This window comes from Mucilaginibacter sp. McL0603, from assembly GCF_049992945.1.
Classification (GTDB): Bacteria; Bacteroidota; Bacteroidia; order Sphingobacteriales; family Sphingobacteriaceae; genus Mucilaginibacter.
Genome location: NZ_CP188251.1, coordinates 1,506,105 through 1,525,846 on the forward strand (window position 1 = coordinate 1,506,105; position 19,742 = coordinate 1,525,846).

Genomic DNA, 19,742 nt, shown 5'->3' on the forward strand with positions numbered 1-19,742 from the left:
TAAAATGCCTAATTTATGCCAAACGCTATTGTAAAAATTTCAGCGGCATTGTTTAAAATAGGTTCACCGTGGCTAAATACTGCTATCTTGAATTTAAATCCGGAGATTTTTTTAATGGTTGCCAAACACTCATCCTTATCCTGAAATCCCGGAGATAGTTTTAATTGGGAATAATTCTCGGCTACATCAGCGGCTATTATTACCCCCCCATTGCCGGGATAAAATAGAGCGATCTGGCCGGGCCAATGTCCGGGAGAGTGGATCACACGCAATCCGCCAACACCTGGTATCCAATCGCCGTCGTTAACCTCGGTAATTTGTTCAACAGGCTTTATGTTGATGTAGGGTAGTTTTATACGGGAGCCAAAAGTGGCAATACCTAATAACCTGTTTATTGCTTTCAACTGAAAGCGGTAAGCGACCCCTTCCCGCACAAGCATCGCATCATGAGGGTGCATATAAACTGTAGCTTTTACATCCCGTACAATATCGGCCAGGCTACCGGAGTGATCGTGATGAGAATGTGTTACAATAATATGTTTTATATCATCGGGCTGATGACCGAGCTTTTTGATGGTATCAAATATAAGCTGTTTGCTGCCAGCCGGTCCGGTGTCTATCAATATTAAACCAGTAGGGATGCGAATGATGAATACGTTAACAATTTTCAGTGATAGCTGATAAATTTGGGGGGTGATGGTTACCGTATCCATAATTAAATTTGCTATCTCATCAACTTATTAAGGACTAAATTGTTTGCCATCTAAAAGTAACATATTTATGGATAAACAGCACGAAATATTGATCGACGAACTTATAAAGTTTCTAAGCGGAGGAAGTGCCCATGCCAGCCTGGATGAAGCACTGGATAATCTGCCTGCTAAGTTGCGTAGTGTTAAACCGGATAAACTGCCTTACTCTATCTGGCAACTGGTAGAGCATATCCGCATAGCACAGTGGGACATGCTAAAATTCAGCCAAAATGAAAAACACACCTCACCCACATGGCCTGATGAATATTGGGTAAAGGAAACAGCACCTGCAAATGAAGATGAGTGGAAAAACTCACTAAAACAGATAGATAATGACCGCAAGGAGTTTATCAAATTATTGAAAACCGGAGATATTTATAAAGCCATACCACATGGTGATGGGCAAAGTATTTTACTCGAGGCCCTGCAAATAGCTGATCATAACGCTTATCACACTGCTGAGATTATAGTGATCAGGCGGTTACTGGGTGCCTGGAAATCCTGATTATGTTAGATTTTACGGCTGTCTTAGCCATTGTTTTATAGTTGTGAAAAAATCTGTTGCCTGATCATCGCCTTCAAGCCATGGAAAATGGCCGCTTTTTTCAACAAAATGAATAACTGTACCTGGCAGGATATTTTTTATTTCGAATGCCGTAGACGCGTCCATCGGGTCCTGCCTTCCTTGTACCAGGTATACAGCTCCTTTGTATTTCTTAAGACCTAAGGCAATATTATCACTTGCCGAATAGTATTGTGGCATTAATATATTCGCAATGTCTTTTTGACCTTCAAAGCCAGGTGCGTTTACCATATAACGAGTATCTTCTCCCTTTTTGTGGTTATAAAAGTAGCCAGGCCAGTATACACTCATCTTGAGGCGACCCAAGCTATCAGGTGTTTGCATCTCTTTCAGCTCTTCATTTGTCAGTCGCATTTTTACATTGTCCATTACATAATAGATATCTTTTCCCGTAGGTGTACCGGGGTCGGCTAATATCAATGATTCAACATTATCGGGATGTGTGGATGCATATAATATTGCCAAAGAGCTACCCCATGAGTGCCCTAATATGGTAATGCGATCAAGCTTAAGGTGTTTTCTCAGCTTTTCGATATCAGCAATATAAAGCCTGATATTTACTGTAGAGGAATCAACCTTATTTAAGACAGATTTTTCGGTACCCCGCTGGTGCAAAATAACGCACCTGTTTTGTTTAGCTAATTCACCCCATACAGGCTGAAGATACTGGCCGTTAATACCCGGGCCGCCTGCTAAAAAAATAACTGGTGTGCCTCTGCCCAACTCCTGTACATGCAATTTTGTACCATCATCAGCAGTTATAAAATAATCTGTTTGTGCGTAAGCTGTTATACCAATGGTTGACAATAAGCAAATCAGAAGGAGAAATTTCCTGGTGTTATTCAGATTAAATAGGGGATGAGTTTTACAACCACTGGTAACCGGGGTTTTCATATATTATGATTTAGGTCAATTGTCTTTTTCATCCAACGCAATAGGTTTAAACTGAAAATCCACAGATAAAAAACTGCTTCAATAAGTTGAGAAAAAACAGCTAATTAAGTAAAACGAGAAGTTGATAGATATAGTTACAGAGCCGGATAGCGTGTAAACGCCCGGGTTTAGGAAGGATTGTACAGTAATGCTTTGGAATGCGATTAATATAAACGAAGCAATCTGCTCAAGAACAACTCCTTATAAATAAGAATTTTATAGGTAGTTGAACCGGATAATGAAGTGCCATCGCTATCCGGGCGCCAATAAAAAAAATAAGTTTTTTTTACTCTTCAGATTATTCGCTAATTCGAGCCATTAATAAATTTGACCAGATCTGGCACGAGTTCGGTTTTTAAAGGCAGTTCAGGTTTATCGTACGTAGCCATATTCTGATCTTTATCGGCAGGGGCTTCCTTTAATATATGGTTCATGCCGGGTATGGTGATCTGTATAGCATCAGATTTTGCTTTTTTTAGTTTGTCCGCATCTGCCACGCTGATCTGTACATCGGTGGTGCCTTGTATGATCAGCATTGGTACTTTTACAATTTTGATAACACGGATGGGGGCATATCTGCAATAGGACATTAAATATTTTTGTTTAGCCGGGCTGGCTATAAAATATAATGCAAGGTCAACGTTATCAATGGTTTTTCCTTTTTTAAGACTATCCAGCACTCTTTTAAATTCGTCCTGAATAAACTGTGGTTTGGATTTTAATTGCTCAGTAATAAATTTATCCCCCTGTTCACTGGTAGCATTTACAGAAATAACCATTTTTGCAGGCTGATCACGCGCTGCCAGCATACTTACTAAAGAGCCTTCGCCGTGGCCAAGTACAACCACCTTTGAAAATCGCTGATCATCACTTAGCATATCTATCAATCCGACAGCGTCATCTACATAATCATCAAAACGCAGATCTTCGGGTTTGTTACCCGTTTTACTTTGACCAACCATCCTTTTATCATATCGTACCGAAGCGATACCGCTTTTACTTAGGCCTTCGGCCAAAAGTTTATAAGTATTACCATGAATACCTGCCTGTTCATTATTCCCATTCCGGTCGGTTGGTCCTGAGTCAGCAATGATAAGTACGACAGGTATTTTGCCTGACGCATTTTCAGGCATGGTTAAAGTGCCACTAACTGTTCCGGATAAATTTTTATAAGTAATGGGGGTCTCGCTTTGTGCTTGTGCTATTGTTTTGAGGCCAAGCAAAACCATAAGGGACAGAAATATAATTTTCTTCATTTTATAATAATCGGGGAAACAAATATAGTATCTCTAATTGTATAAAATCAAACACCTGATTTATAAATCTATCTGTCGCTATTTTAGGGGCGATTCTGGCTCATAAATAGATGGTTATGACTATAAATACATGTTTTTATGTAGCGGTTAATTTTATTAAAATAACTATTTTGCTGATTAAATAATGCTTTGCTATAAACCGCTTTATTAATTTACCGTTAAAAAACGGGTATCAACTTTACCCGGTTTATAAGATTTAGTTATTATATTGTGACCGTTTAAAAACAAATTTTATAGAACGAAACCTTTACTTATCCCCTTTAATGAAAATAATTTTCCGTTGCTTAATTGCAGTATTGCTGACTTGTGGTTATGTTTCAGCATTTGCACAAACAAATTTTTCAGCATTACAAGGGAAAATTTTTACAAACGGCGGGCCTGCCGATAGTGCAACTGTGGTGCTGCTCAATTATCCTGATTCGTCTGTAGTAAAATCAACCATCAGCAGCAAAGCGGGTGCGTTTTATTTTGATAGGCTAAGCGGTGGAAAATACCTGATATTTATTACCAAACTAAATTACAATAAATCATACTCGGGGCCATATGAACTTGTTTCGGGCAAAAGCATGGATGTTGGTTTTATCCAAATAAATGGTTCGTCGGCTCAGCTTGGTGGGGTCACCATTGCAGGTAAAAAGGATTTTGTAGAGGTAAAATCCGACAGGGTCGTGCTTAATGTGGATCAAAATGTGATGTCTGCAGGTGCTTCATTACTTGATGTCCTGAGCACATCGCCCGGAGTGAAGGTGGTTAATGATGAAGTATTATATCACGGAGGCCAAAAGGCATTGATTGCCATTAATGGTAAGCCGGTATTACTTAGTGGAGAGGAACTGATCAATTTTTTAAAGAACTACCAGAGCAGCAGTATCAGCAGAATAGAACTGATCGATAACCCAGGTGCAAAATATAATGCCGGTGGCAGCGCTGGCGGTATGATCAATATCATATTGAAGAAAAGTAAGGATATGGGATCGAATGTATCCATTACTGAAAGTGCTGGTTACGGCGATAAATACAAATTCAACACGGGTGTCAATTATACCCTCCGTACAAAAAAGCTTAACCTTTTTGCCAGTTATAACTATGTAAATAATAGTATAACGCACACTATTAATACAAATCGTTTTATTAGCAATAATGGTCAGTTGGATAATTTTGACCTGAATTATAATGCTGATGTTAAAGCAAGTAACAATGCTTTTAATCTGGGAGCAGATTATCAGCTTACGTCGCAACAAACCATAGGGTTTTTAATTAACGGATTTGATAATGTTGCCAATATTGATAAAAGAAATACAACCCGTATTTCAACAAACGGGCTGCTTGATTCGAGCATAAATACAGTATCAAAGATCGACAGGAATATTCATAATATGAATTATAACCTCAATTATAAGGTCAGCCTGGATAAAGCAAGTAAAAGTGTATTGTCAGCCAATGCAGATTATTCAGACTATCATCGCATATCAGGCGAATCGTTAAGAAATGATTTTTTTAATGCATCAGTGCAAAACGAAAACACCCCTGTCTTTTACTTCGACAATTCACCCTCTCATATCACTATTAAGTCGGCTAATATTGATTTTAGCCAGGCCTTGTCCAAAAGCAGTCAACTGGACATGGGGGTAAAAAGCAGCCAGGCAAACAGCGACAATCAGATCGATTTTGCTCAGCTGATGAATGGAAATTACGTATTGGTACCCGCATTGACCGATCATTTTATTTATAACGAACGTATAGACGCGGGGTATATTCAATTTAACAGCAAGTTCAACAAAACAAGTTTCACGTTAAGTTTAAGAGGCGAGCATACTCATTTTACTGCCGAATCGGTTAATCCAAGCAGACATGCTGACAGCAGTTATTTCAGCCTGTTTCCAAATGCCGAGATAAACCAGCAATTGGATAAAAACAACCTGCTTACCTTATCTTATTCGCGCAATATCGACCGGCCTAATTACCAGGACCTGAACCCTTTTGTGAGCTATGTAGATGAATTTTATTCCAGCACCGGTAATCCCTTCCTTAGACCGGATTTTGTAAACACTTATCGTGTTTCTGACCTGTTTTTGGATAAATATCGCGGGAGTTTAAGTGTGATCGTTACAGACAACTTTTTCTATAACGTTTTTAAGCAAAATGATACTACTAAAGCATATATAACTACCAAGGCCAATTTAGGGACCCATTATCAATACGTGGCCGAATTTGCGGCTCCAATTGATATCACCCCGTGGTGGCATATAGATGCAAACTTTACGGCCTTTATAGAGCATTATACCTATAAAATTGACAGCGCTGCCAGTAAAAGTACAAGTGGTATAACACTTGACATGACCCAAAACTTTAAACTAACGCCAAAATTAAGTTTCCAGGTTACGGGCGAGTATCTGTCACCAAGTTATTATGCGATCAGTCAGTATAATCACCTATTCTGGCTTAATGCAGGGTTAACGTATTCGATCTTAAATAAGAAAGGCTCTATAAAATTAGTAGCCAGCGATATATTTAACACGTTTTACAATCAGTACCAAACCAACTTCGCCAATCTTAACATTGCTTCAAAAGATCAGGTAGGCAGCCGGTTCATAGTAGCAACTTTCACCTATCGGTTTGGAAGTTCATCGGCAAAGGGGCGGAGCAAAACCACAGATGAACAGAAACGATTGGGTGGAGGCGGTAATGAGTAATTCCTAAGCCACTTTCATCTCGCGGTATTTCCCTTTTATCCTGGTGACAAAATAATTGCCTAACGAAGGTGCATGAATGAATTTATTATAAACTGAAGCAGGTAACTTAAAATATTGCCATACACCTCCGCTATCCCTGAACTCAAGTTCCAATACTTTATTTTCAGGATCATACCCCACACTTTGTAAAGCTGAAGATTGCACATGTTGCCTTTTCATGATTTTTATCCAAAATGATCAGACCTATCATTTATTAAATCAAAAAGAAGGAAAATGGTTTGCAAAATGTTAGCCTGCGTACCCGCTAAGCATACTGACGAGAATAATGAGCAGTACTATAATACTTATAACCATATACAGGTAATCTTTTTCTATAATAAAGCCGACCGCTGAAAATGCGACTCTGATCACAGGGGTGGCGATCAATAAAACAATGCCTAATTGTATAATGGCTTGCCCTTTCAGGTTGAGCACACCTGCAACAATGCCATCTGTATTGTGGATGAAGTAAGGGACGCCTTTAAAATCCCTGTAATCGGGTATGCTATTCCCATGCCTGTATAAAAAAAATATCCCACCGATAAACACAAGGATCATGGAAGCACTAACTCCAATCCTTAATATCCAGCTGATGATTACCTGCATGTCTTTGTCTTTAAAGCCCCCCAGCCCCCTTAAGGGGGAGTTTTTAGTTTTACATTCCCCCTTTAGGGGGTTAGGGGGATTATATTTTTCCTGCAACGCCATGATATATCATTTGTACAGCCAGTACAGTAATTACTATAGCAAAAACCCATCTTAACCACTTGGAGGATGAGGCTTGTACCAATATTTTTGAACCGCTGAGTGCCCCTAATAAAACGCCTATTACCACCGGCATAGCCAATCCAGGGTGAATGTATCCACGCTGCAGGTAAACCACTGCGCTCGCTGCAGCCGTTACGCCAATCATGAAATTGCTGGTAGTGGTTGATACTTTGAATGGGATACGCATAATACCGTCCATAGCAATTACTTTTAGTGCTCCCGAACCTATACCCAGCAAGCCGGAAATTATCCCTGCGAAAATCATCATGAAAAACCCACCTGCTATATTGCTTACCCCGTATTCAACCTGTACATCATTTACAGGATAACTTCCTCCAAGTTTTAATCTTTTTGACAACCAGGTTTCCTGGTGAACAATTTGTTCAGCTTTTTGGCGCAAAGATATAATGGCCGAGAAAATAAGGATCAACCCAAATAAAACAGCAATAAATTGAGTAGGAATATAAATGGCTATTATGGCCCCGGTAAAAGCACCGGCTGTTGTGGCAATCTCCAGGAACATTCCGAGCCTGATATTGGTGATACCTTCTTTAACATAAGCTGCTGCCGAACCCGAAGAGGTAGCGATAACCGATACAAGCGATGCGCCTATGGCATAATGGATATCAACGTGTAATAAAAGTGTTAAAAGCGGAATGATAATGAAACCACCGCCCAGCCCGGTTAGTGAGCCCAACAGGCCGGCAAAGTAGGAGCCAAATAGTATAATGACAGTAAATACAATTACCGACATAGACAGACAGTATTATTTATTGAGAGCTGCAAATGTAGCAATATCTTTTATTGACTGTTTGATCATAATAAAATTGACAGGATATGACAAAATTATGTCAACAATAATAGCAACATACCGTTATTTGTACTAAGCAAACAAATACCTGAGTCATGGCATCAAAAAAAATTACCGAACTGCTTGGAAACCAGGCAGACGATCTGTTAACTCATCAATGTAAAACATTCCCTAAAGACCAGCTTCACTTACCTTCTCCTGATTTTGTAGATAAGATTTTTGCGCAGAGTAATCGTAATGCACAGGTTTTACGCAATCTGGAGGCTATGTATAGTCATGGCCGGTTGGCGGGTACAGGCTATCTTTCCATTTTACCTGTTGATCAGGGGATAGAGCATACCGCGGGAGCATCTTTTGCCAAAGACCCGCTTTATTTTGATCCTGAAAATATCATTAAACTGGCAATGGAAGGGAATTGTAACGCTGTAGCAACTACTTTTGGTAACCTGGCGATGATGTCCAGGAAATACGCGCACAAAATCCCTTTCCTGGTAAAATTGAATCACAATGAATTGCTAACCTATCCAACCAAATACAAACAGGTAATGTTTGGTACAGTTAAGGATGCCTGGAATTTGGGCGCAGCTGCAGTAGGTGCCACAATTTACTTTGGCTCAGAAGATTCTGACAGGCAAATAGTAGAAGTAGCCCAGGCTTTTGAAGAAGCACACAACCTTGGTATGGCTACAGTTTTGTGGTGCTATACCCGTAATAATGCGTTTAAGAAAGACGGTGTAAACTATGAAACATCAGCAGATATTACCGGGCAGGCTAACCATATTGGCGTTACCATACAGGCCGATATTATTAAACAAAAAATGCCGGATGTGAACGGTGGTTTTACTACAATCAATTTTTCAAAAAGCGACCCGCTGATGTATAGTAAACTTTCTACAGATCATCCTATCGATCTTTGCCGTTACCAGTTGGCAAACTGTTACATGGGCAGGGCCGGACTGATCAATTCAGGTGGCGAATCAAAGGGTGCTTCTGACCTGGCCGACTCAGTAATGCATGCAGTAGTAAATAAAAGGGCAGGAGGCACAGGATTGATACTTGGCCGCAGGTCATTTCAGCGTCCGTTTAAAGAAGGAGTTGATTTTCTGCATACCATACAAGATGTGTACCTGGACAAAAGTATTGATATTGCCTAAAAAATTATTCGATCTCAAGTCTTGTCAGAATCTCTTCCTTTAAGGGGCTGAGGTAATTTTTTAGAATTGACCATATGACGTAATCGTCAATCATGTCATAACCGTGAATAAGCCTGTTCCGAAAGCCAATGATTTCTGATTGGTAAGGAATGGGCCTTTTCTCGTCTGCTGAATCTTTTGAATTGTTTTCGGTTTCCTCAACAGATTCAATGTCTTTTATTTTTTTGACGGCCTCACCAATAATCCCAAGTTGTCGCTCAATAGCACTCTTTGTTTTTAAATCTACAGTATAAACCTCGAAGAGATTGATCGGTCCCAGAAACTCATCTATAAGATTAATACTGTTGACGATGTCAACATAAAGCTTAACTTTTCGATCCATCGTAAATCAGCTGTTTGGATGAGCCAACATACTCTTCGAATATGGCATTTCTGATCGAGTCGGGGGTGATCAGATCAACCTTTTTGTTAAACAGCCGTTCGAACTTATCATATAAACTGAGCAACAATTGTCCTTTGTTAATGGGATTGGGTTCATCAATCTCTACCATCAGGTCAAAGTCACTATTTTTATTGGGGTGTCCACCTTTTCCGCGTGAGCCAAATATGTATAGCTCCCTAACCTTGTGTTCTTTACAAAGAGTTTGTATTTCGGATAATTTATTCGACACAATGCGATCCATAAGGTAAATATACGATAAATATTATTTCATTTTTTTGACATGTGAATAGGGAGCCTTTGATTACATAATTTAGCTATTTTTGCTGCCTATTCACCTGCCAATGGGATACCCGAGCTTACAAGCCTGCATTGCCGATCTTGAAAAAAACGGTCATTTAGTACGAATTAAGGAAGAGGTAGACCCTTACCTGCAAATGGCAGCCATTCACCTGCGTGTTTTTGAACACCAGGGACCAGCCATTTTATTTGAAAATGTAAAAGGCAGCAAGTTCCCCGCGATTTCTAACCTGTTTGGTTCGCTTGAGCGTTCGAAATTTATCTTCAGGGATTCGCTGGAGCAGGTGAAAACGCTGGTAGAACTAAAGAATGATCCTATTAAGGCGATCAAACATCCTTTCAAATATGCCAATGTTGCTTTAACAGCGCTATCTGCTTTACCCATGAAAGTGAGTGCTAATTCGCCCCTGAGCTTTGGTAAAGCAAAGATCAGCGATCTGCCGCAGATAGTAAACTGGCCTTTGGATGGAGGTCCATTTGTGACTATGCCGCAGGTGTATACCGAGGATGCCGACAAGCCGGGAATTATGGATGCCAACCTCGGTATGTACCGCATCCAGTTAGCCGGGAATGATTATATCCAAAACCAGGAAATAGGATTGCATTACCAATTACACCGTGGCATAGGTGTACATCAAACCAAAGCCAATGCTAAAGGGCAACCGTTGAAGGTGAGTATTTTTGTAGGAGGCCCGCCATCGCATCCCGTAGCTGCGGTAATGCCGTTGCCAGAAGGCTTGTCAGAAATGACCTTCGCCGGGGCATTAGGCAAGCGCCGTTTCAGATATTTTTATGATGATGAAGGATTTTGCATATCAGCCGATGCGGACTTTGTGATAACCGGAACAGTGATGCCGCATGAAAATAAGCCTGAAGGCCCTTTTGGGGATCATTTGGGTTACTACAGTTTGAAACACCCTTTTCCGTTGATGAAGGTACATAATGTATATCATCGCAAGGATGCCATCTGGTCCTTTACTGTAGTTGGTCGCCCGCCGCAGGAAGACACGAGTTTTGGCGCACTGATACATGAGATCACAGGTTCAGCCATTCCTAAAGAAATACCCGGTCTGCATGCTGTAAATGCAGTTGATGCAGCAGGGGTACACCCGCTTTTGTTTGCTATAGGTAGTGAACGGTATACACCATACATCAATGAACGAAAGCCACAGGAAATATTAACCATTGCCAACCAGATTTTGGGTAAGGGGCAATTAAGCCTGGCTAAATACCTGTTTATTGTTGCGAAAGAGGATAACCCTGATCTTAGTGTAAATGATATCGGAGGTTTTCTGAAACATGTATTGCAGCGAATTGATCTCACCAGCGACCTGCATTTTTATACCAAAACCACTATTGATACACTGGATTACAGCGGTAGTGGACTGAATTCGGGTAGTAAAGTGGCAGTGGCAGTGGCAGGAGCAGTTAGAAGGGAGCTTTGGAATGAGCTCCCCGCCGGATTTGAGCTACCACGACCTTTTGAGAAATTTAAAATGGTGATGCCTGGTGTGCTGGCTGTTGAGGTACCAAAAAATATAAAGAGCAGTGATTTACCAATAGTGCTTGAAATTTTGGATGAGCATTTAACGGGTGCCGATCTGGATGGCTTGCCATTAATGGTATTATGTGATGATGCCAGTTTTACCGCCCAAAACATCAATAACTTTGTTTGGGTAACCTTCACCCGAAGCAATCCCTCGCATGATATTTATGGGATAGATAGCTTTATCGAGCATAAGCATTGGGGATGTAATGGCCCGTTAATTATCGATGCACGGATCAAACCTCATCATGCACCTGTGTTAGAAAAAGATCCTGCCGTTGAGAAGCTGGTGGATAAGATGGGAGAGAAGGGCGGAGCTTTGTATGGGATTATTTGATTGATCAATTGCGCTCGTCTGTGAAGCGATACAATCTAAGCTATTTTAAGCACTCGTCTATGACCTACCGTGTACCCATATCTTTATGATTTTCCCCAATCCGGGGTAATATGTCGGTAGAAAAAAGACACGATAGCTCTTTTTGCGCCAAAGGGTAGGTGCAATACATTTTTCGCCCTTGTTATCCGGGATGCATATTCAGGTATTGCGCCTACGGTGCAAAAAAACGGTTTCATTATTCTTTTACCAACATTTAGCTCCTAAAGGAGCAGCTTTTCTTGAGGAATATTGGGTGTTGTACGCAGTAGGTCAGAGACGATCGCAAGCTTAGTTAGCAAACCTGCTTCAACTCATCCAAAACCCTAAACATTTTCTCCTTTATCCCTCTGCAGGCTCCCTTAGATAATTGAAACTATGAAGTTGTGAGAACTAAGTTTCATTCTATTTAATTCATAACATTGATAAAGCCTCTTGAAGATTTATTCCAATCCTTCATCTCTTAAAATACCGAGCAATGTATCAATGTTTGCCGTGTCGTATTCGCCCTTGTCATAGATCGAAATAAGGTTGACCGTTTCATTTTTTGACACCACATAGGTAATTATCCTGGCGCCGCTTGATTTACCTTTGCCCTTGCTGCTTATGGCTATCCTTATCTTGAATAGATTATGTCCCAAAGAAATTCCAAGAGTTGGATTTGTTTCGAGTTCGTAAATAAGTTTAGCAATGTCAGTTTTAAAGGAAGGATATTTTTTAATTAAAGGTTTCGCCTCTTTTTCAAAATTTGCGGTAACCTTAATGCTATAGCTCATTTAGCCAGATTTTAGCATCCTTCAGTTCGGTTTTACCAGCCAGTGACGATTTTACTTCCTGTACTCCTTTTTTGAAGCCGTTATAAAAGTCATTAAGATCAGCTTGATTTTTCGACACTTTATTACGGTTTTTAAATAATGATTTTACTTCGCTAATGATCTTCTTATCATCAGTGTCAAGTATCATTCTCACTATTTCGAGTTTTTCGGCCTGCAAATTCATACTATCAAATTTACGGTTAATTTGATTATTGCCAAACCATTATTTCAACTCATCCAATACCCTAAACATCTTCTCCTTTATCCCGCGGCCTGAACCATTGAAATTATTCACCATAATAGAAAAGCAAAGCTCACGGCCATTGTGGGTTTGATAACCGGCGTAGGTTAATACATTCAGGATACTGCCGCTTTTCATTTTCATGTTGTTGTAAACGGGCAGACTTTCATAAAAATCCGGGAACCAATCAGTGCCTTTAGCTGATTTGAGTACAGTAGCCATTGTCATGGTAGTCACCCGGTCGCCGGGAGAAAGGCCGCTGCCATCAACCACGTTTAAAGCGTTAGGATCAACGCCTCTTGCTTTCCAGAAATCCTGTTCAACCCCTACGCCATTGTCTGTCGACGGCTGTTTGCCGGATTTCCAGGCTATGGTTTTAAGCAGTTGCTCGGCATATAGGTTAATGCTTTTTTGATTAAGCCAGTAAACGATCTTGCTTAATGTAGGTGAAAGAATGGTGGTTAAGTTGCCGGTAATAGCAGGCAATGGCTGCCCTTTACTGTTTAATGTTAAAACTGATTCTGGTTCATTGCTCACTATAATCCCTAATCGCCTTAAGGTGTCAGTCAGGCGGTAGGCTGCATCATAAGCAGGATCTGGAATGGCCGCCGAAATGCTTTTTTTATCTTTGTCTTCCGCATAAGTGCCGCGCAGATACATTAATTTGGTTCCAACAGGCAGATAGGCGTAAGCATCGTCACCTGTACCTGAAGGAGCATTTAACAATTCACTTTTATAATTGAGATAGGGAGTGTTAGGCACAGTCCTGCTAATCCCTATAGGTGTATTTACCGGCCCTGTTTTTAATTTGATATCAAATTGGTTTTCGCGCCAGCAAAGTCCGGAAGTACCGGCACCGTAATAATTGCCTACATCCATCCATATCCATCCGTTGGGGATAGATTGTGTGCCAAAAACGGAATCGTCGCCAATTACACGCCCGTTAATCTTTTTAATGCCGGCCTTTTGCAAGGCAGCCACCATCTGGCTCAGAATTTCGTTTTCTTTATGCCCCTCATAACGCCAGCTTCCTAGAGTTGGGTCGCCTGCACCTTTTATGATAATATCGCCATTTAGAGTGCCGTCAGCGGTAATAGTTCCATTATATCCAAACTGCGTTTGGTATTGAAAATCTTTGCCTAAAATATTAAAGGCAGTAATGGAGGTAATAACCTTAAGCGTAGAAGCTGTGGCCAACCCCATATTCGGATTAGCTGCAAAAACTGTTTCCCCGGTTTTAGCATCCAATACGGTTATCGATACAGAAGCATATTTGCACTGACTATCCAGTTGCAAACGATTAAAAGCATTTTGTAATCGTGATTGCAGGGTTTGCGCGTTGGTAAGCCCTGCAATCAGTATAAAATTAGTTATCAGTAGAGATTTGATCCTCATTGGTTGCATTGCGTTGTGAAAAATAATAGATAGGGATACCTATCAGTACAATAATCAATCCTGGCCAGGTAAAGTTAGGTTTATAGATAATGAGCAGTATGCAAAAGGTAATACCCATTAAAATATAGATGGCTGGTAAAACAGGGTAGCCAAAAGCTTTATATGGTCTTTCGGCATCAGGCCTTGATTTACGTAACCTGAAAATGCCGACAATGGTAAGTACATAAAATAATACCACCACAAAAGAAATCATATCGAGCAAGTCGCCATATTTACCACTAAGACATAGAATTGAAGCAACCAAAGCTTGTATCCATAAACCAAATTCGGGTACGGCAAATTTGTTTAATGTGCCTGTTCTTTTAAAGAAAAGGCCATCTTTCGCCATCGTATAATAAACGCGTGCTCCTGCAAATATCAGCCCATTATTGCAGCCAAAAGTTGATACCATGATCATCAAGGCTATTACCACAGTTCCGGCAGTACCGAATATAACATGTGATGCGGCTACCGCTACGCGGTCTTTTTCGGCAGTTGCAATGTCATGTAAAGGCAAAACTGCTGTATACACCACATTCGCCATAACATAAATGAGGGTAACTATCATTGTGCCGAAAAACAAACTCAGCGCCACATCGCGCTTGGGATTGCGCATTTCACCTGCTATAAAGGTCACGCTGTTCCATGCATCACTACTAAAAATAGATCCTACCATGGATGCAGCTATCGCACCGACAGCGGCTGCAGTAGTGTACTCAGTAAAACTTCCGTTAGTATTTAGTTTATGTAAGGTCCATGCATTGCTCCAGTTTAGATGCCATGTGCCGCTATCCAAAGCAATGAAACCGAAAACAATCAGCCCAAACAAACTAAGCAGCTTGGTTAAAGTAAATGTAGTTTGGATGATCTTACCGCTTTTTACCCCACGGGTATTAATAAACGTCAAAAGCACTATAACTACTATAGATACGATCTGTGCTGCGTTGATCTTGATAAAACCGAGATTGAATAAAATGTTATCCTCACTTACAGCAGGGATAAGGTACGCGGTGAACTTGGAAAAAGCCACACCCACTGCGGCGATGGTGCCGGTTTGTATTACTGCAAAAAAGCTCCATCCATATAAAAAGCCTATCAGTTTATTATAGGCTTCTTTCAGGTAAACATATTGTCCGCCCGCTTTCGGGAACATCCCGCTTAATTCACCGTAACTAAGTGCTGCGGTTAACGTCATAAATCCGGTGATGAGCCACACTACAATGAGCCATCCGGCCGAACCAACATTGCGGGTAATATCGGCACTAACAATAAATATCCCCGAGCCGATCATGGAACCGGCTACAAGCATAGTACCGTCGAGCAGGCCAAGCTCGTGCTTCATCTGTGATGGTTGCGTATCTTTCATTAAAAATTATTACGTTTAAAGTCCTAAGCTATTTAAAAATTTTATAATTGGGCGATGCACCTCAAAGAAATTAAATTTGCTAATTTGCAACGTCCGATTATTTTTGCAGTCAATCGCTCTAAATTTCAATCAATTATAAACCAAAATTTTAAACATGGATTTTTTGTACAATAACTTAATTTATTTTATTCCCGTTTTAGGTCTTATCGGCATATTCTTTATGATCGGTAAGTCGGCCTGGGTAGTTAAACAGGATGCCGGTGACGGAGCAATGACGGAACTTTCCGGCTATATCGCTGATGGGGCGATGGCCTTTTTAAAAGCGGAGTGGAAAATTCTGAGCTACTTCGTAGTAGTTGCAGCCGTATTACTGGCCTGGTCGGGCACTACAGTTGCAACTTCAAGCCCGGTAATTGCAATCTCCTTTATCACAGGCGCATTTTTATCAGCTTTCGCCGGCTTTATCGGTATGCGCATTGCTACCAAGGCCAATGTGCGTACTACCCAGGCAGCGCGGACCAGTTTAGCGAAAGCGTTAAACGTGTCATTTACAGGTGGTACTGTAATGGGTCTGGGTGTTGCCGGTTTGGCTATTATCGGTTTAGGTTCGTTATTTATTGTGTTTTATACCTTCTATGTTAAAAGCAAAGGACTTGATGTAAATCATGAGGCGATGGCAAAAGCGCTTGACGTTTTAGCAGGATTTTCATTAGGTGCCGAATCTATCGCATTATTTGCGCGTGTAGGCGGTGGTATTTATACCAAAGCTGCCGACGTAGGTGCCGACCTGGTAGGTAAGGTAGAGGCAGGTATCCCCGAGGATGACGTGCGTAACCCGGCTACCATTGCCGATAACGTAGGCGATAACGTAGGTGACGTTGCCGGTATGGGTGCCGACTTGTTCGGATCATATGTTGCCACTATGCTCGCAACAATGGTGCTGGGCCGGGAAATTGTATCACATGATAAGTTTGGCGGTATTGCCCCGGTATTATTACCAATGGTGATTGCTGGTTTAGGGTTGATATTTTCTATAATTGGCTCATACTTTGTCAAAATAAAAAATGAGACCGACAGTGTGCAAAAAGCCTTGAACATCGGCAATTGGGCATCAATTATTTTAACTGCTATAGCAACTTATTTTTTAGTGCATTGGATGATGTCAGGGGATGATATGCACATGATTCGTGATGAGAGCGCTAGCGGAGTATTAAAAGATGGAGCATCGCATTTTACCAGTAGTGGTGTTTACTTCGCTATTGTTGTTGGCCTTATTGTAGGTACTTTAATGTCGATGATCACTGAGTACTATACGGCTATGGGCAAACGCCCGGTATTAGGTATCATCAGGCAGTCATCAACAGGGCATGCTACTAACATTATCGGCGGTTTGGCTGTAGGTATGGAATCAACGGTAGCGCCTATCCTGGTATTGGCCGCAGGTATTTACGGGTCTTATTATTTTGCCGGATTATACGGTGTTTCTATTGCTGCGGCAGGCATGATGGCTACTACGGCTATGCAATTATCTATCGATGCATTTGGCCCCATTGCAGATAACGCAGGTGGTATTGCTGAAATGAGCCGCTTGCCTGAGGAAGTTCGTCACCGTACAGATAACCTGGATGCTGTAGGTAACACTACCGCAGCTACCGGCAAGGGTTTTGCCATTGCATCAGCTGCGTTAACCTCATTGGCTTTATTTGCGGCCTTCGTAGGTGTTGCAGGTATCGAGCATATTGATATTTACAAAGCACCCGTACTTGCCGGACTATTTGTAGGCGGTATGATCCCTTTTATATTTTCGTCCTTAGCTATATCGGCAGTGGGCCGTGCAGCAATGGCAATGGTGGAAGAAGTTCGTCGCCAGTTCCGCGAGATACCGGGTATAATGGAGTACAAGGCCAAACCTGAGTATGAAAAATGTGTGGCTATCTCAACCAAGGCGTCCATTCGCGAGATGGTTGCTCCCGGGCTGATCGCTTTAATTACCCCGATAATTGTAGGTTTTATTTTTGGTCCTGAAGTCTTAGGCGGAATGCTGGCTGGTGTAACCGTATCAGGTGTGCTGATGGGTTTATTTCAGAGCAACGCGGGCGGTGCATGGGATAACGCCAAAAAATCATTTGAAAAAGGATGTGATATCAACGGCGAAATGTTCTACAAAAAATCAGAGCCGCATAAAGCATCGGTAACAGGTGATACTGTGGGTGATCCGTTCAAAGATACTTCCGGTCCGTCAATGAATATATTGATCAAATTGATGTCTATCGTATCATTGGTTATTGCACCGCATTTGAATGCAAAGCTTGAAAAGAAATTAAATGGCGATCATTTTCAGATTAAAAAAGAGATCAAGGTTCAGGCCGTGAATTCATCCATAATCAAAACAGATAAAAAAGCGTAATAGCTTAAATATATTTTACAAAGGCTCCAGATTTTGGGAGCCTTTTTTTGTTTCTTTAACCTGATAGAAAAGAGATAATTATCTATTTTTAAGTTATAATTTGGGAAATATGTCTATCTCTCTTTGTTACGTTTCTGTTTCTTTAAGATTTCAATAAATTTAACTACGTTTGGAAATTAACTGATATTTATTCTCATAGAAAAAACTGATCTTATAATGAGCTTATTTGTAAAAAAATCTCTAAAACAATTGATGGCCGATCCTGAAGAAGGACATGGTAGCCTGAAACGGACGCTTGGGGCGGGAAGCCTTATTGCTTTAGGTATCGGGGCTATCATTGGCGCCGGCCTTTTTGTAAGAACGGCAGCCGCAGCCGGTGCACATGCCGGATCTGCTGTAACCATTTCATTTATCATTGCTGCAGTTGGCTGTGCTTTTGCGGGTTTGTGTTATGCAGAGTTCGCTTCCATTATCCCAATTGCCGGTAGTGCATACACATATGCATATGCCACAATGGGCGAAATTATTGCCTGGATAATAGGCTGGGCGCTGGTGTTGGAATATGCTCTTGGTGCTGCTACAGTATCCATAAGTTGGAGTGAATACGCGAATAAGCTACTCGGTGGGCGAATACCGTTCGAATGGTGCCATTCTCCGTTAGAGAAAGCCATTATTGATGGAGTTACCCATCAGGGTATCATCAATCTTCCTGCATTGTTTATCTTACTTTTGCTATCAGCGTTGTTAATAAAAGGTACTCAGGAATCTGCTACAGTAAACGCGATCATCGTATTTATTAAAGTGGCCATCGTGTTGGTGTTTATTGCTATAGGCTGGCAGTTTATTAATCCTGCTCATCACACGCCTTATTTGATCCCTGCAAATGCACCAGCGGCCACATTGCCGGATGGTACATTGTATTCGTATCTCCCGTTTTTTAATCACGGATGGGGCGGTGTGCTGCGAGGGGCTGGTATCGTTTTCTTCGCCTTTATCGGGTTTGATGCAGTTTCTACTGCGGCACAGGAAGCAAAAAATCCAAAGCGCGATATGCCAATAGGTATTTTGGGTTCATTGGTTGTTTGTACTATTCTGTATATCCTGTTTTCATGGGTATTAACCGGTGTGGCGCCATACCAGGATTTTATGCACGCTGGTAAAGAAGCTTCGGTTGCTTACGCTATCAGTACTTATATGCACGGATTTGGCTGGTTATCAACCTTGGTAACTATCGCCATATTAGCTGGTTTCTCGTCGGTGATACTGGTGATGCTGTTAGGTCAATCAAGGGTATTTTATACTATGTCAACTGACGGATTATTACCAAAAGTATTTTCCGATCTGCATCCTAAATTCAAAACCCCTTATAAAAGCAATATGATACTGTTTGTTTTTGTCGGTTTGTTTGCAGCGTTTTTGCCTGAAAGCATTGCCGGTGATTTAACATCTATTGGTACTTTGTTTGCATTTGTTGTGGTTTGCGTAGGGGTAATGATCCTTAGAAAGAAGGATCCGAATTTGAAGAGACCATTCAAAACCCCGCTTGTTCCGCTTGTTCCTATATTAGGTATTCTGATTTGTTTAGCTATGATAGGAAGCTTAGCTCTCAGCACCCAATTGAGTGCACTCGCCTGGATGATAGTAGGTTTGGTAATCTATTTTACATATAGCAAAAAGAATAGTAAAATAGGCAGTGCCGGTGATGCATTACCCATCGCCTCGGATTTTGAAAAATTGAAATAGATCTTAATTCTATATAAAATAGTAAGGCC

Annotated in this window: 18 protein-coding genes; 6 read left to right on the forward strand and 12 right to left on the reverse strand. The window is 41.0% G+C overall.

All coding sequences use genetic code 11. From position 1 onward, the window contains the following. Nucleotides 1–8: 8 nt before the first annotated feature. Nucleotides 9–713, reverse strand: coding sequence for an MBL fold metallo-hydrolase (locus ACPPVU_RS06995; RefSeq protein ID WP_426670968.1), 705 nt, complete (start codon nt 711–713; stop codon nt 9–11). Between the two features lie 67 nt (nt 714–780). Here ACPPVU_RS06995 and ACPPVU_RS07000 point away from each other — a divergent pair, with 67 nt between their 5' ends. Beyond that, nucleotides 781–1,257 carry a DinB family protein gene (locus tag ACPPVU_RS07000; protein WP_426670969.1) on the forward strand — a complete coding sequence of 159 codons (477 nt, stop codon included), beginning with the start codon at nt 781–783 and terminating at the stop codon, nt 1,255–1,257. A gap of 12 nt (nt 1,258–1,269) precedes the next feature. Here ACPPVU_RS07000 and ACPPVU_RS07005 read toward each other — a convergent pair whose 3' ends face one another. Together ACPPVU_RS07005 and ACPPVU_RS07010 are read right to left on the reverse strand one after the other, a co-directional pair. Next, nucleotides 1,270–2,229, reverse strand: a complete 960-nt coding sequence (locus ACPPVU_RS07005; RefSeq protein WP_426670970.1) for an alpha/beta fold hydrolase — start codon at nt 2,227–2,229, stop codon at nt 1,270–1,272. A gap of 344 nt (nt 2,230–2,573) precedes the next feature. After that, a complete protein-coding gene (locus ACPPVU_RS07010) occupies nt 2,574–3,524 on the reverse strand; it encodes an alpha/beta hydrolase (RefSeq protein ID WP_426670971.1) in 951 nt (316 codons plus the stop codon). Nucleotides 3,525–3,847: 323 nt separating this feature from the next. On the opposite strand from ACPPVU_RS07010, the gene ACPPVU_RS07015 reads away from it, so the two are divergent. Continuing rightward, nucleotides 3,848–6,277, forward strand: a complete 2,430-nt coding sequence (locus ACPPVU_RS07015) for an outer membrane beta-barrel protein (RefSeq protein WP_426670972.1) — start codon at nt 3,848–3,850, stop codon at nt 6,275–6,277. Nucleotides 6,278–6,280: 3 nt separating this feature from the next. On the opposite strand, the gene ACPPVU_RS07020 is transcribed toward ACPPVU_RS07015, so the two are convergent. The 3 genes from ACPPVU_RS07020 to ACPPVU_RS07030 all read right to left on the reverse strand — a co-directional run bounded on the left by ACPPVU_RS07020 (nt 6,281) and on the right by ACPPVU_RS07030 (nt 7,838). Continuing rightward, complete coding sequence (locus ACPPVU_RS07020; protein ID WP_426670973.1) at nt 6,281–6,496, reverse strand: KTSC domain-containing protein; 216 nt, start codon at nt 6,494–6,496, stop codon at nt 6,281–6,283. 69 nt (nt 6,497–6,565) lie between these two features. Next, entirely contained in the window at nt 6,566–6,922 is a 357-nt protein-coding gene (locus ACPPVU_RS07025; RefSeq protein ID WP_426670974.1) for a DUF1634 domain-containing protein, read from the reverse strand. Nucleotides 6,923–7,001: 79 nt separating this feature from the next. After that, nucleotides 7,002–7,838, reverse strand: a complete 837-nt coding sequence (locus ACPPVU_RS07030; RefSeq protein WP_426670975.1) for a sulfite exporter TauE/SafE family protein — start codon at nt 7,836–7,838, stop codon at nt 7,002–7,004. A gap of 152 nt (nt 7,839–7,990) precedes the next feature. Between ACPPVU_RS07030 and ACPPVU_RS07035 the strand changes: the two genes are divergently transcribed. Beyond that, on the forward strand, nt 7,991–9,049 hold the full coding sequence (locus tag ACPPVU_RS07035) for a class I fructose-bisphosphate aldolase (protein ID WP_426670976.1): 1,059 nt from the start codon (nt 7,991–7,993) through the stop codon (nt 9,047–9,049). Between the two features lie 4 nt (nt 9,050–9,053). On the opposite strand, the gene ACPPVU_RS07040 is transcribed toward ACPPVU_RS07035, so the two are convergent. Together ACPPVU_RS07040 and ACPPVU_RS07045 are read right to left on the reverse strand one after the other, a co-directional pair. Continuing rightward, nucleotides 9,054–9,431, reverse strand: a complete 378-nt coding sequence (locus tag ACPPVU_RS07040) for a HepT-like ribonuclease domain-containing protein (RefSeq protein WP_426670977.1) — start codon at nt 9,429–9,431, stop codon at nt 9,054–9,056. Continuing rightward, complete coding sequence (locus ACPPVU_RS07045; RefSeq protein ID WP_426670978.1) at nt 9,415–9,732, reverse strand: nucleotidyltransferase family protein; 318 nt, start codon at nt 9,730–9,732, stop codon at nt 9,415–9,417. Before ACPPVU_RS07045 ends, ACPPVU_RS07040 begins: the two co-directional genes overlap by 17 nt. Before the next feature lie 100 nt (nt 9,733–9,832). On the opposite strand from ACPPVU_RS07045, the gene ACPPVU_RS07050 reads away from it, so the two are divergent. Further along, nucleotides 9,833–11,671, forward strand: coding sequence for a UbiD family decarboxylase (locus ACPPVU_RS07050; protein ID WP_426670979.1), 1,839 nt, complete (start codon nt 9,833–9,835; stop codon nt 11,669–11,671). Nucleotides 11,672–12,150: 479 nt separating this feature from the next. Here the strand turns inward: ACPPVU_RS07050 and ACPPVU_RS07055 are convergent, their stop codons facing one another. From ACPPVU_RS07055 to ACPPVU_RS07070, 4 genes are read right to left on the reverse strand one after another with little or no spacing between them, the layout of a single operon-like run. Then, complete coding sequence (locus ACPPVU_RS07055) at nt 12,151–12,483, reverse strand: hypothetical protein (RefSeq protein WP_426670980.1); 333 nt, start codon at nt 12,481–12,483, stop codon at nt 12,151–12,153. Beyond that, nucleotides 12,473–12,706 (reverse strand): hypothetical protein, encoded by a 234-nt coding sequence (locus ACPPVU_RS07060; RefSeq protein WP_426670981.1) that lies wholly within the window; start codon nt 12,704–12,706, stop codon nt 12,473–12,475. Before ACPPVU_RS07060 ends, ACPPVU_RS07055 begins: the two co-directional genes overlap by 11 nt. A gap of 39 nt (nt 12,707–12,745) precedes the next feature. Beyond that, nucleotides 12,746–14,158, reverse strand: coding sequence for a D-alanyl-D-alanine carboxypeptidase/D-alanyl-D-alanine endopeptidase (gene dacB, locus ACPPVU_RS07065; protein WP_426670982.1), 1,413 nt, complete (start codon nt 14,156–14,158; stop codon nt 12,746–12,748). Continuing rightward, complete coding sequence (locus tag ACPPVU_RS07070; RefSeq protein WP_426670983.1) at nt 14,130–15,563, reverse strand: APC family permease; 1,434 nt, start codon at nt 15,561–15,563, stop codon at nt 14,130–14,132. Before ACPPVU_RS07070 ends, dacB begins: the two co-directional genes overlap by 29 nt. 154 nt (nt 15,564–15,717) lie before the next feature. Here ACPPVU_RS07070 and ACPPVU_RS07075 point away from each other — a divergent pair, with 154 nt between their 5' ends. Next, a complete protein-coding gene (locus ACPPVU_RS07075; RefSeq protein ID WP_426670984.1) occupies nt 15,718–17,970 on the forward strand; it encodes a sodium-translocating pyrophosphatase in 2,253 nt (750 codons plus the stop codon). A 216-nt stretch (nt 17,971–18,186) separates the two neighbouring features. Then, a complete protein-coding gene (locus ACPPVU_RS07080) occupies nt 18,187–19,713 on the forward strand; it encodes an amino acid permease (protein WP_426670985.1) in 1,527 nt (508 codons plus the stop codon). Nucleotides 19,714–19,742: the final 29 nt, after the last annotated feature.

Excerpts from the sequence above, each read along its gene's own strand:
- ACPPVU_RS06995 (WP_426670968.1), bottom strand. The coding sequence starts at position 713 with ATGGATACGGTAACCATCACCCCCCAAATTTATCAGCTATCACTGAAA.
- ACPPVU_RS07000 (WP_426670969.1), top strand. The coding sequence starts at position 781 with ATGGATAAACAGCACGAAATATTGATCGACGAACTTATAAAGTTTCTA.
- ACPPVU_RS07005 (WP_426670970.1), bottom strand. The coding sequence starts at position 2,229 with ATGAAAACCCCGGTTACCAGTGGTTGTAAAACTCATCCCCTATTTAAT.
- ACPPVU_RS07010 (WP_426670971.1), bottom strand. The coding sequence starts at position 3,524 with ATGAAGAAAATTATATTTCTGTCCCTTATGGTTTTGCTTGGCCTCAAA.
- ACPPVU_RS07015 (WP_426670972.1), top strand. The coding sequence starts at position 3,848 with ATGAAAATAATTTTCCGTTGCTTAATTGCAGTATTGCTGACTTGTGGT.
- ACPPVU_RS07020 (WP_426670973.1), bottom strand. The coding sequence starts at position 6,496 with ATGAAAAGGCAACATGTGCAATCTTCAGCTTTACAAAGTGTGGGGTAT.
- ACPPVU_RS07025 (WP_426670974.1), bottom strand. The coding sequence starts at position 6,922 with ATGCAGGTAATCATCAGCTGGATATTAAGGATTGGAGTTAGTGCTTCC.
- ACPPVU_RS07030 (WP_426670975.1), bottom strand. The coding sequence starts at position 7,838 with ATGTCGGTAATTGTATTTACTGTCATTATACTATTTGGCTCCTACTTT.
- ACPPVU_RS07035 (WP_426670976.1), top strand. The coding sequence starts at position 7,991 with ATGGCATCAAAAAAAATTACCGAACTGCTTGGAAACCAGGCAGACGAT.
- ACPPVU_RS07040 (WP_426670977.1), bottom strand. The coding sequence starts at position 9,431 with ATGGATCGAAAAGTTAAGCTTTATGTTGACATCGTCAACAGTATTAAT.
- ACPPVU_RS07045 (WP_426670978.1), bottom strand. The coding sequence starts at position 9,732 with ATGGATCGCATTGTGTCGAATAAATTATCCGAAATACAAACTCTTTGT.
- ACPPVU_RS07050 (WP_426670979.1), top strand. The coding sequence starts at position 9,833 with ATGGGATACCCGAGCTTACAAGCCTGCATTGCCGATCTTGAAAAAAAC.
- ACPPVU_RS07055 (WP_426670980.1), bottom strand. The coding sequence starts at position 12,483 with ATGAGCTATAGCATTAAGGTTACCGCAAATTTTGAAAAAGAGGCGAAA.
- ACPPVU_RS07060 (WP_426670981.1), bottom strand. The coding sequence starts at position 12,706 with ATGAATTTGCAGGCCGAAAAACTCGAAATAGTGAGAATGATACTTGAC.
- dacB (WP_426670982.1), bottom strand. The coding sequence starts at position 14,158 with ATGAGGATCAAATCTCTACTGATAACTAATTTTATACTGATTGCAGGG.
- ACPPVU_RS07070 (WP_426670983.1), bottom strand. The coding sequence starts at position 15,563 with ATGAAAGATACGCAACCATCACAGATGAAGCACGAGCTTGGCCTGCTC.
- ACPPVU_RS07075 (WP_426670984.1), top strand. The coding sequence starts at position 15,718 with ATGGATTTTTTGTACAATAACTTAATTTATTTTATTCCCGTTTTAGGT.
- ACPPVU_RS07080 (WP_426670985.1), top strand. The coding sequence starts at position 18,187 with ATGAGCTTATTTGTAAAAAAATCTCTAAAACAATTGATGGCCGATCCT.